General features: G+C 62.7%; 17 protein-coding genes. 14 read left to right on the top strand and 3 right to left on the bottom strand.

All coding sequences use genetic code 11. The features are described from left to right. The first annotated feature begins 1 nt into the window (after position 1). The 13 genes from CKW39_RS06580 to murA all read left to right on the top strand — a co-directional run bounded on the left by CKW39_RS06580 (position 2) and on the right by murA (position 12,485). Positions 2–1,912: a nucleoside-diphosphate sugar epimerase/dehydratase gene (locus CKW39_RS06580; protein ID WP_095797354.1), complete on the top strand. Its 1,911-nt coding sequence runs from the start codon at positions 2–4 to the stop codon at positions 1,910–1,912. Continuing rightward, entirely contained in the window at positions 1,909–3,021 is a 1,113-nt protein-coding gene (locus CKW39_RS06575; RefSeq protein WP_254049314.1) for a glycosyltransferase family 4 protein, read from the top strand. The genes CKW39_RS06580 and CKW39_RS06575 overlap by 4 nt, the downstream gene beginning before the upstream one ends. 95 nt (positions 3,022–3,116) lie before the next feature. Continuing rightward, positions 3,117–3,569 (top strand): hypothetical protein, encoded by a 453-nt coding sequence (locus CKW39_RS06570; RefSeq protein ID WP_095797353.1) that lies wholly within the window; start codon positions 3,117–3,119, stop codon positions 3,567–3,569. Next, positions 3,556–3,933 carry an AtpZ/AtpI family protein gene (locus CKW39_RS06565; protein WP_095797352.1) on the top strand — a complete coding sequence of 126 codons (378 nt, stop codon included), beginning with the start codon at positions 3,556–3,558 and terminating at the stop codon, positions 3,931–3,933. The genes CKW39_RS06570 and CKW39_RS06565 overlap by 14 nt, the downstream gene beginning before the upstream one ends. A 30-nt stretch (positions 3,934–3,963) precedes the next feature. Beyond that, entirely contained in the window at positions 3,964–4,755 is a 792-nt protein-coding gene (gene atpB / locus CKW39_RS06560; RefSeq protein WP_095797351.1) for a F0F1 ATP synthase subunit A, read from the top strand. Between the two features lie 109 nt (positions 4,756–4,864). Further along, positions 4,865–5,065 (top strand): ATP synthase F0 subunit C, encoded by a 201-nt coding sequence (locus CKW39_RS06555; protein ID WP_016996283.1) that lies wholly within the window; start codon positions 4,865–4,867, stop codon positions 5,063–5,065. A gap of 50 nt (positions 5,066–5,115) precedes the next feature. Continuing rightward, positions 5,116–5,667, top strand: a complete 552-nt coding sequence (locus CKW39_RS06550; RefSeq protein WP_095797350.1) for a F0F1 ATP synthase subunit B — start codon at positions 5,116–5,118, stop codon at positions 5,665–5,667. Next, positions 5,667–6,542, top strand: coding sequence for an ATP synthase F1 subunit delta (gene atpH / locus CKW39_RS06545; protein ID WP_095797349.1), 876 nt, complete (start codon positions 5,667–5,669; stop codon positions 6,540–6,542). Before CKW39_RS06550 ends, atpH begins: the two co-directional genes overlap by 1 nt. 171 nt (positions 6,543–6,713) lie before the next feature. Continuing rightward, the gene (atpA, locus tag CKW39_RS06540) at positions 6,714–8,339 is read left to right on the top strand and encodes a F0F1 ATP synthase subunit alpha (protein WP_095797348.1); all 1,626 of its coding nucleotides are present in this window, start codon (positions 6,714–6,716) and stop codon (positions 8,337–8,339) included. Positions 8,340–8,395: 56 nt separating this feature from the next. Next, a complete protein-coding gene (locus CKW39_RS06535; RefSeq protein ID WP_095797347.1) occupies positions 8,396–9,307 on the top strand; it encodes a F0F1 ATP synthase subunit gamma in 912 nt (303 codons plus the stop codon). A 43-nt stretch (positions 9,308–9,350) separates the two neighbouring features. Next, positions 9,351–10,817, top strand: a complete 1,467-nt coding sequence (gene atpD / locus CKW39_RS06530) for a F0F1 ATP synthase subunit beta (RefSeq protein ID WP_095797346.1) — start codon at positions 9,351–9,353, stop codon at positions 10,815–10,817. Positions 10,818–10,819: 2 nt separating this feature from the next. Continuing rightward, positions 10,820–11,098 carry a F0F1 ATP synthase subunit epsilon gene (locus tag CKW39_RS06525; protein WP_095797345.1) on the top strand — a complete coding sequence of 93 codons (279 nt, stop codon included), beginning with the start codon at positions 10,820–10,822 and terminating at the stop codon, positions 11,096–11,098. 103 nt (positions 11,099–11,201) lie between these two features. Continuing rightward, positions 11,202–12,485 (top strand): UDP-N-acetylglucosamine 1-carboxyvinyltransferase, encoded by a 1,284-nt coding sequence (gene murA, locus CKW39_RS06520; protein ID WP_095797344.1) that lies wholly within the window; start codon positions 11,202–11,204, stop codon positions 12,483–12,485. Positions 12,486–12,671: 186 nt separating this feature from the next. Here the strand turns inward: murA and CKW39_RS06515 are convergent, their stop codons facing one another. The 3 genes from CKW39_RS06515 to CKW39_RS06505 all read right to left on the bottom strand — a co-directional run bounded on the left by CKW39_RS06515 (position 12,672) and on the right by CKW39_RS06505 (position 15,239). Continuing rightward, entirely contained in the window at positions 12,672–12,875 is a 204-nt protein-coding gene (locus tag CKW39_RS06515) for a cold-shock protein (protein WP_095797343.1), read from the bottom strand. 282 nt (positions 12,876–13,157) lie between these two features. Then, on the bottom strand, positions 13,158–13,853 hold the full coding sequence (nucS, locus tag CKW39_RS06510) for an endonuclease NucS (protein WP_095797342.1): 696 nt from the start codon (positions 13,851–13,853) through the stop codon (positions 13,158–13,160). Between the two features lie 195 nt (positions 13,854–14,048). Beyond that, positions 14,049–15,239: an AI-2E family transporter gene (locus CKW39_RS06505; RefSeq protein ID WP_238663252.1), complete on the bottom strand. Its 1,191-nt coding sequence runs from the start codon at positions 15,237–15,239 to the stop codon at positions 14,049–14,051. Between the two features lie 150 nt (positions 15,240–15,389). Here CKW39_RS06505 and CKW39_RS06500 point away from each other — a divergent pair, with 150 nt between their 5' ends. After that, positions 15,390–16,352, top strand: a complete 963-nt coding sequence (locus CKW39_RS06500) for a co-chaperone YbbN (RefSeq protein WP_095797341.1) — start codon at positions 15,390–15,392, stop codon at positions 16,350–16,352. Positions 16,353–16,431 lie beyond the last annotated feature (79 nt).

Here is a 16,431-nt window from a genome sequence, read left to right as displayed (position 1 = left end):
CATGGGGAACCCCCAAATCAATGCCCCCTCGGCGGAGAAGCCGGTCGCGTGGCTGTGGATCCAGATGATTCTGGATTCCGCCGCGTGGATTGTCGCCATGTGTGTGGCGGTGCTTCTGCGCTACGAGATGAACGTGCAGTTCGTCTCCGTGGGCGGCTTGGTGATCACGTGCGCCGTGGCGGTAGCGTGCCAGATGGTGGTGGGCTTCTCCTTCGCGCTGTACAAGGGGCGCTACTCCTTCGGCAGTTTCGAAGAAGCCAAACTGCTGGTCGTGGTGACCGTGATCGTTACCGCCATCCTGGAGGTCGTGCTCCTGGTGTTCGGTGTGGCCATGGGGATCCCGCGATCCATTGGATTCATCGCATTCCCGTTCGCGTGCTTGTTCATGGCGGCCTTCCGCTACCTCAAGCGCATGTACCAGGAGTCCACGGCCAAGCCGGGGGCCGAGGCCCAGCACGTGGTGGTCTTCGGTGCCGGCTACCTGGGCACGTTCCTGGTCCACCGAATGATGCAGGATCCGTCCTCGGAGTTCCTGCCGGTCGCTCTCATTGACGACGATCCCGCCAAGAAGCACCTGCGGATCTCTTCGGTTCCCGTGATGGGCACCCTGCACGACGTCGCCCGCGTCCTGGAAGCCATGCGGTCGGCCGTTCTCATCGTGGCGATCTCTGACGTCGAACCGCGCCTGATGCGCCGAGTGTCCGACGCCGTGGCCGGCACCAACACGCGGGTGATGACCGTGCCACCGCTCACCGACATGTTGACCGCCAACAAGCAGAGCGTGGATCTGCGGGACATCGCCATGGAGGATCTCATCGGACGCCGCCCGGTGGATATCCACGTGCACGCGATTGCCGGATACGTCACGGGTAAGCGCGTACTGGTCACGGGTGCGGGCGGTTCCATTGGTTCCGAACTGTGCCGTCAACTCGTGGGTTTCGAACCCGCCGAACTCATCATGTTGGACCGCGACGAAACCGGTTTGCAGTCCACTCAGCTCTCCATCACCGGTCGCGGCCTGCTGGACGGCAAAGACACCGTCCTCGCGGACATCCGCGACACCGAGTCCCTGGAGCACATCTTCGAGAAGCGGCAACCCGAAGTCGTCTTCCACGCGGCGGCCCTCAAGCACGTCTCGTTGTTGGAGCAGTTCCCGGACGAGGCCTGGAAAACCAACGTGATGGGCACGCTCAACGTGCTCAATGCCGCGGCCAACGTGGACGTGGACGTGTTCGTCAACGTCTCCACGGACAAGGCCGCTAACCCCACCACCGCGTTGGGGCATTCCAAGCGGGTAGCGGAAAAACTCACGGCGTGGATGGCCGGTCAGACCGGGAAACGCTACGCGTCCGTGCGATTCGGCAACGTCTTCGGCTCGCGCGGTTCGATGCTCCCATTGTTTGCCGAGCAGATTCGCCAGGGTGGACCCATCACGGTGACTCACGCTGACGCCACCCGCTACTTCATGACCATCCCCGAGGCCTGTCAGCTGGTCATTCAGGCCGGTGCCATCGCCAGCGGGGGAGAGGTCCTCATCTTGGACATGGGCGAACCCGTCAGGATCTTGGACATCGCCGAACGACTGCGCACGATGTCCGGCCGCGAAGACGTGGAGATCGTGATCACCGGTCTGCGCCACGGCGAGAAGCTCCACGAGGATCTGATCGGCGCGGGCGAGAGTGACGAACGCCCACTGCACCCCAAGATCTCTCATGCCCGGGCCGAACGCCTGGACCCCGCACATCTGGACCGCCATGTGTGGAAGGTGCGCGGCGGCATGCTGTTCACCGGTTCCATCCCCGTCATCACGGACAGCACCCAGCCCCGCATCACCGACTTTTCCGTCCCCCGGGCACGAGAACACCAGAAGCCATCCCCCCACGCTGACCGCAACGGGGGAGACCGCTCATGACAGGTTCCATCATCACCACAATGTTCATCTCGTCCCGCGTCGAAGGCCCGGGAGCCATTCCGGAGGCCGAGATGCTGGAGGAGTTGTTGACTCTCGCTCTCTGGCTGGGCGGCGGGGCGTTCCTCATCTCCGTCCTCCTGCCGTTCGTGATCAAACCGCTGTTGGCCCGTTGGGGAGTCATCGATATCCCGTCGGACCGGTCATCTCATGATCGTCCGGTGATTCGCGGCATGGGACTCGCCGTGGCCGTGGCCATTGGCGTGATGTACACACTGGCCCTGGCGCTCGGAGTGGTTGAGGTCGACCGTTCCGTGTCATTGATCGTGCTGGCCATGATGGTCGCGAGTGCCGCTCTGGGCTGGCTCGAGGATTACCGGGGCGCGTCCGTGGGAACCCGCCTCGGGGTACAGCTGCTGATCGGTGCGCTGGGTACGGGCGCCCTGATCGTGTCTCTGGGGATCGCCGTGTGGTGGTGGCCGGTGGGCGTGATTGCCCCGGTCGCCTACATCAATATCGCCAACTTCATGGACGGGATCAACGGGATCTCCGGAATGCACGGCACGGTGGTGGGCCTGTTCTACGCCTGGGCCGGTGCGGCGAACGACATGACCTGGATGATGTGTGCTGGTCTGGTCGTTGCGGGTGCCTTCGCGGGCTTCCTGCCGTGGAACCTGAGCCGAGGCACCGTCTTCCTGGGCGACGTCGGCTCCTATGTGCTCGGCGGAAGCTTGGTCGCGATCGCGATCGGAGCATTCCTCTCCGGTGTGTACGTGGAGTACTTGCTGCCGCCCCTGCTGATTTATTTCGCGGATACCACCGTCACGCTCGTCAAGCGGGTTCAGCGCGGCGAGATCTGGTACAAACCGCACCGCGAGCACGTGTACCAGCGCCTCACTGACGTGGGTCTGTCTCACGTTCAGTCCTCGCTGGTCGTCACACTCGCGACGGTCCTGGTGAGCCTCATTTCCTTGTGGGGGCTGAGGGCCGACGGCGCCGGTTCGGTTCTCGCGGGCCTGGCCACCGCCGCCGTGGTGGTCCTCTACCTGTGCCTGCCTCGTATCCTTCGACCCTTGACCCGCCGTGGTCGACGGATCGTGACGCCATCATGAGCTCAGGGGAACCCGTTTCCGTCCCGACGACGCCGGCACGGGAGGTCTACGGCCGTCCCGTTCTGGTTCTGAGCGTCACATCCATACTTCTTGCTGTGATTCTCATCACCTGCGTGGCCGTCATCGATGTGGATCCGTTGTGGCGATCCATTGGTCTGGGCACTGGGTTGGTGATTCTGAGTACGGGCCTCACGGTCTTCGTGACCGTACTCATGTACCGACTGGCGCCGGCCGCTACCGCTCCCGCACTGGCCCTGCTGTACCTGCTCAAGGTCGTGGTCATGGGGTGGTACCTGCTGTCGGTGGGTGCTCCCGACTGGCTGCACTCGCTGGGGTTCGCCATCTCGGTTGCCGCCGGCCTGGTCCTGTCCTGGCTGGTCCTGGCACCCATTGCCATGCGGGCCAGCTCCGTTTTGGCCAGTGAATACACGGCGGTGGTACGCGCAAAGGAAGAACAGGCCGCAGCCGAAGCGCAGGCCGAGTCGCCAACTATCCTGGATGAAAACTCATCCGAACCGACCGAAGGCGGAGAGTATGACCGAGCGTGAACCCGATCTTTCCAACTCACCGCAACATGACGGGCGGCGTGTCGGAACGCCCGCGGCCGGCTCGGAATCCGACGAGGCGCTCAGTACCGCGGGCGAGCTCGTTCAGAGCGGTGGATTGGCCGGGGGGCTGACCATGTTGCTGTACATCGTGGTCGGTGGAGGGTTCTGGAGTTTGGTAGGCTGGGGCGCGGATCACCTGCTGGGAACAGGGTGGTTGGTGATCGTGGGAGCCGTATTTGGTGCGGCTGCCGGGATCTATCTTGGTTACCTCCACACGCGGGAGGGCCTGAACTCCAGTCCGACCCAGATGGAGAACCCGACAAAGACATCGACGTCTGATCAGGGCCCCTCGCCCCGAGTGTGACCGGTCTGGATACCGCAGAAAGGACCCGTATTGAACCCCGCCTTGAGGATTCCGGCCGAATTCGTGGCCCCGTCAGTTGAGGACGCGCACCTGCCTCCCTTCTTCTCCGTGGGAACATTTGAAGTCGGCAAGCATTCTTTGTTGATCCTGTTGTCGGTGGTTCTCATCGCTGGGTTCTTCATGTACGTCGTCCGCCGCCGCGCTCTGGTCCCTTCCAAGGGGCAATACCTGGGCGAAATGGGATACGGGTTCGTCCGTAATCACCTCGGCCGCGACATCATCGGCGAGAAGGAATTCCGCCCGTACATCCCGCTGCTTTTCACCTTCTTCTTCTTCATCCTGGTGAACAACCTGTTCGGCTCCATTCCGGTGCTGCAACTCCCGACCTTCTCCCACCCGGGCACTGCGTACGTCTTCGCGGCCATCGCCTATATCGTGTGGGTCTTCGTGGGCATCAAGCGTCACGGCTTCGGCGGTTTCTTTGTGAAGATGACCATGCCGCCGGACGTCCCCAAGGTCCTCTACATCGTTTTGATCCCCCTCGAGTTCCTCTCGAACATGATCATCCGCCCCGTCACGCATGCACTGCGTGTGTTCGCCACGATGTTCGCCGGCCACATGGCCATCATGGTCGCCGCTGGCTTCACCGCCTACCTCGCCACGGGCGTGGGTGGCGCACTCGGTATCGGCGGATCCATTTTCGGCGTGATCTTGGGCCTCTTCATTTACTTCCTGGAGGTTCTGATTCAGATCCTGCAGGCCTACATCTTCACCCTGCTGTTTGCCGTGTATGTACAGGGCTCGCTGCAGGAGGGGCACTGACCCCATGAAGCAGTGGTCCACTCGGACCGCTGATGTGACCATCGTCCATTTACGATTCCAGTAATGGCATCACTGCCCAACACGGGCACCCAGAAAGGAAATATCCATAATGGAAGGTTCGCTTAGCGTCATTGGCTACGGTCTCGCTGCCATCGGTGGTGGCATCGGTGTGGGTTTGATCTTCGCTGCGTACATGCAGGCAGTTGCTCGCCAGCCCGAGTCCCAGCGCGTGATTCAGCCGATGCTGTTCATGGGCTTCGCCGTGGTCGAGGCTCTGGCCATCCTGGGCTTCGTGCTCGCACTCCTCTAAGAGCGGCTCGTCCGCACTTAGCCCTTAACTAGAGAACAGGAATCGCGCACATGACCGCAATGTTGTTGGCAGCAGAAGAAGGGGCCAGCCCCCTTTTCCCCAATGCCTGGGAAATGCTGATCACCGCCATTGGGTTCCTGATTCTGCTTTTCATCGCGATCAAGTTCATCGTTCCGGCGTTCGAAAAGGTCTACCGCGACCGCACCGAAGCCATCGAAGGTGGACTTGCCAAGGCCAAGGCCGCTCAGGCCGAAGCCAAGGCTGCTCGCGACGAGTACAACCAGCAGCTTGAGAGCGCCCGCCTCGAAGCCCAGAAGATTCGCGAGGAAGCCCGCACCGAGGGCGAAAAGATCCTCGCGGACTTCAAGGATCGTGCAAACGTCGAATCCGCTCGGATCACCGAGAACGCACACAAGGCCATTGAGGCCGAGCGTGCCGCCGCAGTGGTTTCCTTGCGCGACGAGGTCGGCACCTTGGCAACGCAGCTCGCTTCCAAGATCGTCGGGGAATCCCTGAACGACGACGCTCGTGCAAACCGCGTGGTCGATCGCTTCCTAGCTGATCTTGAGACCGAGCAGGGTCGCACAGGAGCTGCACGGTAATGGCAGAAGCATCGAACGAACCCTACCGTCCCCTCACAGTGGACATTGATCGCTGGGCTTCGGAAGCAAACGTCGAAACGGCCAAGCAGCTGTTCGGCATGCTCAACGTCATCGACGGCAACGGCGCTCTGCGTCGTGCGCTGACGGATCCGTCACGCGCAGCCGACGATCGCGTCAAGCTCGTTCACAAGCTCTTCGGGGAGCGGACTCACAAGTCCGACACCGTGGAGGCTGTGGCCGGGTTTGTGCACCGGTTGTTGGGCAACGAGGAACACGATCCCGCTATCGAGATCGTGTCCGAGCTTGTGAAGCAGCGCTCCGCCAACGAGCGGCAGCTCGGTGATGGCATTGAACGAACCGCAGTGATGATGGCAGCGGCTGCTGCCGAGAACCGCGGTGGACTCCATGCCATGGAATCTTTGGTGGATGAACTGATTCAGTTCAAGAACACCGTGGATCACTCCGAGGAGATCCAGGGTGCCTTCGCCGATTCGCGCGCCAGCGCGGAGGCCAAGGCACAGCTCGCATCCCGACTGATGCCCAATGCATCTGAGGAGGGCGCCCTGTTGACTCAGCGCGCCGTCAGCGAGCCCCGTGGAGCTTTGCCCGGTCGTTTGATCGAGCGCTTCGCAGATGTTGTTGCCGAGCGGCAACAGCGCTGGATCGCACACATTGTGACGTCCCGTCCGCTGAGCCACGAACAGCTGGAGAAGCTGCGTCAGAGCCTGAACGCTCTGTACCAGCGCGATCTCAAGCTTGCCGTGGAGGTAGACCGCTCACTGATCGGCGGCTTGCGAGTCCAGGTCGGTGAGGAAGTCATCGACGGGTCCGTGACCCATCGTCTGGGCCAGTTGCAGCAGCGAATCGGAGCCTGATCCCCTGGTGGAGCGGGGATCGCGGGGAGTCGGTCGATGCCGGCATCTCGTCGCGTTGCCTCCACCGACCGTTGACACGGTCAGCAGGCGATGGGGCAACGCATCGCGACAAAAAGAAGTTAGGTCATTGCGCGGGCGATGATCACGAAACGTAGAGAGCAGGGACAGCAGATGGCCGATGTGACCATCAATGCCGACGAAGTCCGTAGTGCGCTGAACGAGTTCGCGGCGTCCTACGAACCCGGCAATGCAGAACGAGTAGAAGTCGGACGTGTCGCCAGCGCCGCTGACGGTATCGCCCGTGTCGAGGGTCTTCCCTCGGTCATGGCCAACGAGCTCCTGAAGTTCGAGAACGGCGTTCTCGGCCTGGCCTTGAACCTGGACACTCGCGACATCGGTGTCGTGGTGTTGGGTGACTTCCAGGGCATCGAAGAGGGCCAGGAAGTTCACCGTACCGGTGAGGTTCTGTCCGTACCTGTGGGCGAGGGTTACCTCGGCCGCGTGGTGGACCCGTTGGGTGAGCCGCTGGACGATCTGGGACCGGTGGCAACCGACGGCCGTCGCGAGCTGGAGCTGCAGGCTCCGGGCGTGACCATGCGTAAGTCGGTCCACGAACCGCTGCAGACCGGTATCAAGGCCATCGACGCCATGATTCCGATCGGCCGTGGCCAGCGTCAGCTGATCATTGGTGACCGTCAGACCGGTAAGACCGCCATTGCCGTGGACGCCATTCTGAACCAGCGTTCCAACTGGGAATCGGGCGACGTCGAAAAGCAGGTGCGTTGCATTTACGTGGCCATCGGCCAGAAGGCATCCACCATTGCTTCGGTGCGTCAGACCCTCGAGGACAACGGTGCCCTGGAGTACACCACGATCGTGGCTGCTCCGGCTTCCGAGTCCGCCGGTTTGAAGTACCTGGCCCCGTACGCGGGTTCCGCGATCGGTCAGCACTGGATGTACAACGGCAAGCACGTTCTGATCGTGTTCGACGACCTCTCCAAGCAGGCAGAGGCCTACCGTGCCGTGTCGCTGTTGCTGCGTCGTCCGCCGGGACGTGAAGCGTACCCGGGTGACGTGTTCTACCTGCACTCCCGACTGCTGGAGCGTTGCGCCAAGCTCTCCGATGAGCTCGGTGCGGGTTCGATGACCGGCCTGCCGATCATCGAGACCAAGGCGAACGACGTTTCCGCGTTCATTCCGACCAACGTGATTTCGATTACCGACGGTCAGATCTTCCTGCAGTCGGACCTGTTCAACGCGAACCAGCGCCCCGCAGTGGACGTGGGTATTTCCGTGTCCCGCGTGGGTGGTGCCGCACAGGTCAAGGCCATGAAGAAGGTTTCCGGTACGTTGAAGCTGGATCTGGCGTCCTACCGCTCCATGCAGGCGTTCGCGATGTTTGCGTCCGACTTGGACGCGGCATCCCGCCAGCAGCTGACCCGCGGTGAGCGTCTGATGGAACTGCTCAAGCAGCCCCAGTACACGCCGTACCCCGTGGCGGACCAGGTCGTCTCCATCTGGGCCGGTACTACCGGTCAGCTGGACGACGTCGATGTCGCCAACGTGAACGACTTCGAGAAGGCCCTGATCGAACAGGTCCGTCGAACCACCAACGTGATGGACTCCATCGAATCCACGGGCAAGCTCGAGGACGACGCGATCGAGGCGCTGAAGACGGCTGTTGCCGAGGTCAAGCGCGACTTCCGCGGTTCGAAGCACGGTATTGAACCCGGTCACGAGGAGCATGACTCCCTCGAGACCGAGGATGTCAACCAGGAAAAGATCGTCAGGAAGTAACCGAGTCAGCGGTGTGCCGTTACGGGCACACCGCTACGGTGCCGAAAGGAAGTTTCATGGGAGCGCAGATTCGGGTCTACCGACAGAAGATCACGTCTACCTCGTCAATGAAGAAGATCTTCAAGGCGATGGAGATGATCGCGACTTCGCGCATCAACAAATCCCGTCAGAGCCTCGAAGCGGCGTACCCGTACGCCAATGCGCTGACCCGTGCGGTCTCCCAGATCGCGTCTCAGCACAACATTTCCCACCCGTTGACCTCGACCGTGGACGACGTTCGTCGTTCTGCGGTGGTGATCTTCACGTCCGACCGCGGTTTGGCCGGCTCCTACTCCTCCAACGTGCTCAAGCGCGCGGAGGGTTTGCTGGAGATGCTGAACTCGGAGGGCCGCGAGGTTCGGGTCTATCTGGTGGGTCGTAAAGCCAAGGCGTACTTCGATTTTCGTCGCCGCGATTACGACGAGTTCTGGACGGGCGACACCGACAACGCCAACCCCGAGCGTGCTGAGGAACTGACCGAGCGTCTGCTCGGCGACATCAGCGCAAGCTACGACGACGGTGGCGTGGACGAGATCCACCTGGTGTACACGGCGTTCAAGTCCATGGTGACTCAGGAGCCGCGCGTGCTCCGCCTGCTTCCTCTCGAGGTCGTTGACGCCAATGACCTCGGGGACGAAGTGTCCGAGGATTACCAGGATCTCGAGGAGACGAACAACAACTTCGAGTTCGAACCGAACCCGGAGGAGTTCCTCAACGAGATCCTGCCGCGCTACATCAAGTCTCGTATCTACTCGACCCTGTGCCACGCGGCCTCCAGCGAGCTGGCTTCCCGCCAGCGCGCCATGAAGGCCGCCGGCGACAACGCGGATGAGCTCATCAAGAAGTACACCCGTTTGATGAACAACGCCCGCCAGGCCGAGATCACCACCGAGCTGACCGAAATCGTCAGTGGCGCCGAAGCCCTCTGATCACGGCTCAGCCACTACCCACCGCCGAAATGAAGTGAGAGAAATGACTGCCACTATCAATGAACAGGCCGCTCAGCCGGTCTCGGGCGGCGCGACCGGCCGAGTCGCCCGAGTGATCGGCCCTGTGGTCGACGTCGAGTTCCCTGAGAACCAGGTTCCCGGTGTCTACAACGCGTTGACCGCCGACTACGAGTTCAACGGTGAACCTCGCAAGATCACTTTCGAGGTCGCACAGCACCTGGGCGACAACATGGTTCGCGCCATCTCCCTGCAGCAGACCGACGGTCTGGTGCGCGGTACCCAGGTCAAGGACTCCGGCGCACCGATCTCCGTGCCCGTTGGCGACGTGGTCAAGGGCCACATCTTCAATGTGCTGGGTGACTCGCTGGATCTGCCCATCGAAGAGCTGGATGTCCAGGACCGTTGGCCCATTCACCGCAAGGCGCCGTCCTTCGCGGAGCTCGAGGGTTCCACGGAAATGATGGAAACCGGCATCAAGTCCATCGACCTTCTGACCCCCTACATCAAGGGCGGTAAGATCGGTCTGTTCGGTGGTGCCGGTGTGGGCAAGACCGTGCTGATCCAGGAAATGATCACCCGTGTGGCTCGTAACTTCGGCGGTACCTCCGTGTTCGCCGGTGTGGGTGAGCGTACCCGTGAGGGTAACGACCTGTGGGTCGAGATGGAAGAAGCCGGCGTGCTCAAGGACACCGCCTTGGTGTTCGGCCAGATGGATGAGCCGCCTGGAACTCGACTGCGCGTGGCTCTGTCCGGGCTGACCATGGCGGAGTACTTCCGCGATGTTCAGAACCAGGACGTGCTGCTGTTCATCGACAACATCTTCCGTTTCACGCAGGCCGGCTCCGAGGTCTCGACCCTGCTGGGTCGTATCCCCTCTGCCGTGGGCTACCAGCCCACCCTGTCGGACGAGATGGGTGTGCTCCAGGAGCGCATTACCTCGACCCGTGGACACTCGATTACGTCGATGCAGGCCATTTACGTGCCCGCGGATGACTACACCGACCCGGCTCCGGCCACCACCTTCGCGCACTTGGACGCCACCACCGAGCTGTCCCGTGAAATCGCGTCGCGTGGTCTGTACCCGGCTATCGACCCGCTGTCCTCGACCTCCCGCATCCTGGACCCGCAGTACGTGGGTCAGGCCCACTACGACGTCGCAACGCGCGTCAAGGGCATCCTGCAGGAGAACAAGGAACTCCAGGACATCATTGCCATCCTGGGTGTCGAAGAACTCTCCGAAGAGCAGAAGGTCGTGGTGTCCCGCGCCCGTCGCATCGAGCAGTTCCTCTCCCAGAACACCTACACCGCTAAGCAGTTCACCGGTGTGGAAGGCTCCACGGTTCCCCTCGAGGAGACCATTGAAGCCTTCGGCAAGATCTGTGACGGCGAGCTGGACCACGTTCCGGAACAGGCGTTCTACAACGTGGGTGGCCTCGATGACGTCATGCAGCGCTGGGACGAGATCAAGTCCCAGACCGGCGAGAAGTAATCATGGCTGAGCTCATCGTTGAGGTCGTTGCCCTGGACCGCAAGATCTGGGCAGGTACCGCGAAGATGGTTCGTGTTCGCACCACGGAGGGTGACATTGGCATCCTCCCCGGGCACGAGTCCGTTGCGGGACTGCTCAAGCCGGGCGAGTTCGCTGTCGAGCGCGTGGACGGCGGCCGTCTGAGCGGTCACATTGATTCGGGATTCATCTCGGTCGACAGCAATCGCGTGACGGTTGTCGCGGACGAGGTCAATTTCGACGGACAGTCCGAGTCCGAGTAATTAGTTCGTAGCTGGAACCGTGCATCGTGGCCCCCGTACCTTTTGGGTACGGGGGCTCGTGCAGTCTTTGAGCGTGGTCTCGACCGCGTGATCTGGAGGACCCATGGAAGAGAAGATCGAGGTTCACGGACCCACCAAGGTGTCCGGCGTGCTCCCGGTATCGGGGGCCAAGAACAGTGTGCTCAAGTTGATGGCTGCTACCTTGCTGGCATCGGGGGAGTCGACCATCACGAACGTCCCTGAAATCCAGGACGTCACCATCATGGCGGAGCTGTTGCGTCGGTTGGGGTGCACGGTTCGTTATGACCCGGCACAGCAGACCGTGGATATCGATGTTCCCGAGGTCCTAGGACACCAGGCTGATTACGATCTGGTTCGTGCCATGCGCGCCTCCATCTCCGTCTTGGGTCCCCTGGTTGCTCGCTGTCATCGCGCGGAAGTCGCTCTTCCGGGCGGTGACGCCATTGGCTCACGCGGGCTTGACATGCACCGCGCCGGGCTCGAGGCCATGGGCGCGAAACTGAGCATCGAGAAGGGCTTCCTGCGAGCCTCCGTAGCGGACAACCTGCACGGCACCACCTATCACCTGGACTACCCGTCGGTGGGTGCCACGGAGAACCTGATGATGGCCGCCGCACTGGCGGACGGTGTCACCGTGCTGGAGAACGCAGCACGGGAACCGGAGATCGTGGACATCGGTCGCATGATGCAGGCCATGGGTGCCCACATCGACGGACTGGGTACCAGCACCATCACGATCGAGGGCGCCCACAAGTTGCATCCGGTGACCCACCGCACCGTTCCGGACCGCATCGTGGCCGGCACGTGGGCCTTCGCTGCTGCCGTTACGGGTGGCCGGGTCGAGATCGTAGGTGCCGAGCCGGCGCACCTGACGATGGTTTTGGAAAAGCTGCGCGGTGCTGGCTGCACCATCGACACGTCGCAGGGACGTTTCATCGTTCAGGGCCCCGAACGTCCCACGGCGATCAACGTGTCCACACTGCCTTATCCCGGGTTCCCCACGGATCTGCAGCCCTTCGTCGTTGCCCTGAACGCCGTGGCGGAGGGCTCGGGTATGGTCACGGAAAACGTCTTCGAGGCCCGCTGGGGCTTCACCGCAGAGTTGGAGCGGCTGGGTGCCCGGGTCCGATTGGACGGCCACCACGCCCGCGTGGACGGGCTTCCGGCGGAACAGTTGTCCGGCGCTCCGGTCGAGGCCAAGGACATTCGCGCGGGCGCCGCCCTGGCGATCGTCGGGATGGCCGCCACTGGTGTCACGGAAGTCTCCGGCGTGGAACACATCGATCGTGGCTACGAGCACTTCGTGGACCGACTCTCCAACGCTGGAGCCAAGGTTCAGCGGCGCATTGTGGGCGGTCTGTTCTAAATAACCCGCTGGAGTCTCAGTAGTGCTCGATCGGGGACCTGAGCTACACGCGCCCCGGCCCCGTGAGCCCGAGAGCGAGAGCCTGCGTTCTCCGCTTCTAACCCGGCCTTGCGCCCGGTGGTCGAAGCCGACAAACACAAAACCCCGCATCCACCTGGATGCGGGGTTTTGTTCGGGGTGAAACTATCAGATGACAGTCACGCCGGTAGCCTGGGGGCCCTTCTGGCCCTGACCGATTTCGAACTCGACGCGCTGGTTCTCTTCGAGAGTGCGGAATCCACCGGTCTGGATTTCGCTGTAGTGAACGAAAACGTCACCCTCAGCGTCGTCCGGGGTAATGAAGCCGAAGCCTTTTTCTGCGTTGAACCACTTAACGGTGCCCTGAGCCATAATGGGGCGCTCCTTCTGGAGTAAATAAATTCGTGTACTTGTTGTTGTACACCTGAACAGGTACCGCGAGAAGGCTGTGGATGCGGCTCACTAGATGTTGCGCCACAGCGCCAGTCAGAACTTCACGCTCGCTACCATTCCTGCGAGCATGTAAAACATGAAGCGAAGAACGGTACTAGCTTCACACACCCGGCGAGCAAGGTCAACAGCAGTCAGTCTGCTGATCACAAAAGTCGCTGGCCATTCACAGGTTGTTTACCTACCCACCGGTAACCATCGTGCCTAGAAGAGCCGCGATTGGGTGTCCACGTTGCCGCGCATTTCCTCGTAGTCCAAGGTCACACATTCAATGCCCCGGTCGTGAGCCAGGGTGCGGGCCTGCGGTTTGATCTGTTGGGCAGCGAAGACACCGCGCACCGGACGCAGCAGGGGATCGCGGTTGAGCAGTTCGAGATAGCGGGTGAGTTGCTCCACGCCGTCGATGTCGCCGCGGCGTTTGAGCTCCACCGCCACGCTGGCGCCGGAACCGTCGCGGGCGAGGATGTCCACCGGCCCGATGGCCGTGGGATACTCCCGGCGCACCAGGGAGAAATCGTCGCCGAGCAGTGTGATTTGTTCGGCCAGCAATCGCTGCAGATCGGCCTCCACGCCGTCCTTGATGAGACCGGGATCAACCCCCAGGTCGTGGCCGATGTCATCGTGGATCTCGTAGATGTCGATCAGCAGGCGGTCGTCGGACTTGGCCGCCTGCACGATCCAGGATTCGCGCACACCCTCCTCGATCTGCTCGGGCGTCGGCTCGCCCACGTGCAGTTTGGCGGGCGGGCTCATCCAGTTCAACGGCTTGTAGGAACCGCCGTCGGAATGCACCAGCACGGACCCGTCCGCCTTGAGCATGAGCAGGCGTCGGGCCAGGGGTAGGAGGGCGTTGAGGCGGCCTTCGTACCGCACGGAACAGTCAGCTATTACCAATCGCACCGGGCAAGCCTATCGCCCCGGGGACCGCGGCGCGCACCCGGGTGCGTACGACGTCGCTCGGCCGCTGTCATGGGGTTTCGCGCCGCACATGCCAAGCCGGTGCACTGGAGGCACTGAGGCTGTGGTGTGGGTGATCGGCGCATGAGGTGGGGCTACCCCGGGACCGGGCCGAGCGGCGTCGTCGGCGTGGGGTCGCTAGCGCGCGTCCTGGCGCGGGACGAAGACTTCCCGAACCAGGAGCAGGCCGGCGGCGGCCGTGGGGATGGCGATGACCGCACCCAGGATTCCCCACAGGGCACCGCCTGCGGCCACGGCGATCACGGCCACTGCACCCGGGACCGCCACGGCGCGTTTCATGATGCGGGGCGAGACGAAGTACGCCTCGATCTGAAGGTAGGCGAAATAGCACAGGGCGAACGGAAGCACCGTGTCCCAGCCGCCCAGGATGGCGAAGAGAGTGACCAGGATGCCCGCGAGCACCCCGCCCACCAGGGGGATGAACGCGAGCACCGCAACGAACAGCACGAGCAGCGTGGCGTAGGGGACACCCGTGACCGTCATCAGGATGAAGGCCACGGAGGCGTTGATGACGGCAACGCACGCCTGGCCGACCACGTAGTTGCCCACGCCATTGATCATTTGGTCACCGAGCCGCTGGACCCGCGCGCGGCGGCTGGCCGGCGCCAACCGGTAGCCCCAGGCCTTGGCCATGGGAAGGGAGAAGAGGAAGTACAAGGACAGGGCCATCACGATGATCGTCCCCGTGACCGCGTTGATCACCACACCACCCACGCTCACGACCGAGCCGAACATACCGCCCAGCAGATCTTGGTTGGTGGAGAGCTGGGTCTGCCACGAGGCCACGGTCTGTTCGAAAGTGGCGGCAATGTTGAAGCGCTCGTCCAAAGCTTCGAAGAACGAGGACCCCATGAACTGGTTGACCAGCTGGGGAATGGTGCCCATGAACTGTTGGGCCTGATTCACCATGCGGGGCACGACCAACACGATGAATGCCGTCATGGCCAGGGCTAATGCGAGGATGACGGCGGAGACCGCCAAGGGTCGAGGTAGTCCGCGGGCTTCGAGCCAGCGCACAATGGGATCCAACCCCAGCGCAATGAAGGCCGCGGTGACCACCCAACCGGCCAGACTGCCCACGTTGGTCAGAACATAGAAACCGAGCAGGGCGATTCCGACGCCCAGGGTCAGGAAGAAACCGGTCTGAACCGGATGGCCTCCGGCGAACAGTCCTTTGTCCCACGGGGCGCGGCGAGGTGCCGGGGCGGCACCGGGAGTGATACCCGGTTCCGGGGGCACATCGAATCGATGGCGCGACGGACGGAATCTTTGGGAAGACTTCTCCGGCGGCAAAGGTGGTGTGGTCACGCCGGAAGCGTACAACGCACGCCTGTATTGGGGCAGTCGTGGCGCGCGTGGCGATAATGGCTGTAGTGAACGCAGAACGCGGTCCGACAACGACTCATTCGAGACGATGGGCCCGGACACGCGAGGACGAGACTCCGGAGGAGATCGAGCATGAGTGAATTCCCGCAGCAATCAGGCCAGCAGCGCCAGCCCGAGGCGCAGGAGCAAGCCGTGCCGGCGTCCGTGCGCGGAGCCATGGACCTCGGCACCATGCAGACCGGGGGAGCGGCAGGCCCCGGGGCGGCGCCGTCGACCGGTGGTGGCGAGGGTGCCAGCTACCGCGTGAGCATCACCGCGCAGGATTTCCAGAAGTACGCCGAACAGTCGGCGACCGTGCCCGTGGTTGTGGCCCTGTACGCGCCGCAGAGCCCCGAATCCGAGACCTTCGTGGAAACCCTGGCGCAGCTGGTGGACAGCTACCAGGGCAAGTTGTTGCTGGGCACCGTGGACGCGTCCAAGGAACAACAGGTCGCGCAGGTGTTCCAGGCCCAGACCGTTCCCACGGTCGTGGCCATGCTGGGCGGTCAGGCCGTGCCCCTCGTGAATTCGACTGTTCCCGCGGAGCAGATGCGGCAGCTTTTCGACGAGTTGCTCACGTTGGCCGCGCAGAACGGGGTGACCGGAACCGCCGAACCTACCACTGCTGCGACACCCAAGCAGTTGCCTCCGCTGCACCAGGAAGCCCTCGACAAGCTCGAAGCCGGCGATCTGGACGGCGCGGAGGCAAGCTACAACCAGGCTCTGGCCGAGAACCCGGGCGACAAGGATGCCAAACTGGCCCTGGCCCAGGTGCACCTGCTCCAGCGCGTCAGCGCCATGGACGCCAACGCCGTACGACAGGCTGCGGCCGACGACCAGCAGAACATCCAAGCGGCGCTGGACGTGGCCGATCTGGACGTGTCCGGTGGCCACGTGGAGGATGCGTTCCGTCGCTTGTTGCAGCTGGTACGGACGACCTTCGGCGATGACAAGGACACCGTGCGTGAACGCCTGGTGGAACTGTTCGACGTGGTCGGTTCCGAGGACCCGCGCGTCACGACCGCTCGTGGGCAGCTGATGCGGGCGTTGTTCTAAGCTCAGCCGCGACGACCTGAGTGCCATCAGGGTGATCGCCAGAACGAGGGCCTGTACTTAGGTATGGGCCCTCGTTCTC

This window comes from Kocuria sp. WRN011 (assembly GCF_002295155.1).
Classification (GTDB): Bacteria; Actinomycetota; Actinomycetes; order Actinomycetales; family Micrococcaceae; genus Kocuria; species Kocuria carniphila.
Note: the sequence above shows the minus strand (reverse complement) of the source record. Positions and strands in the feature narration are given on the sequence as shown.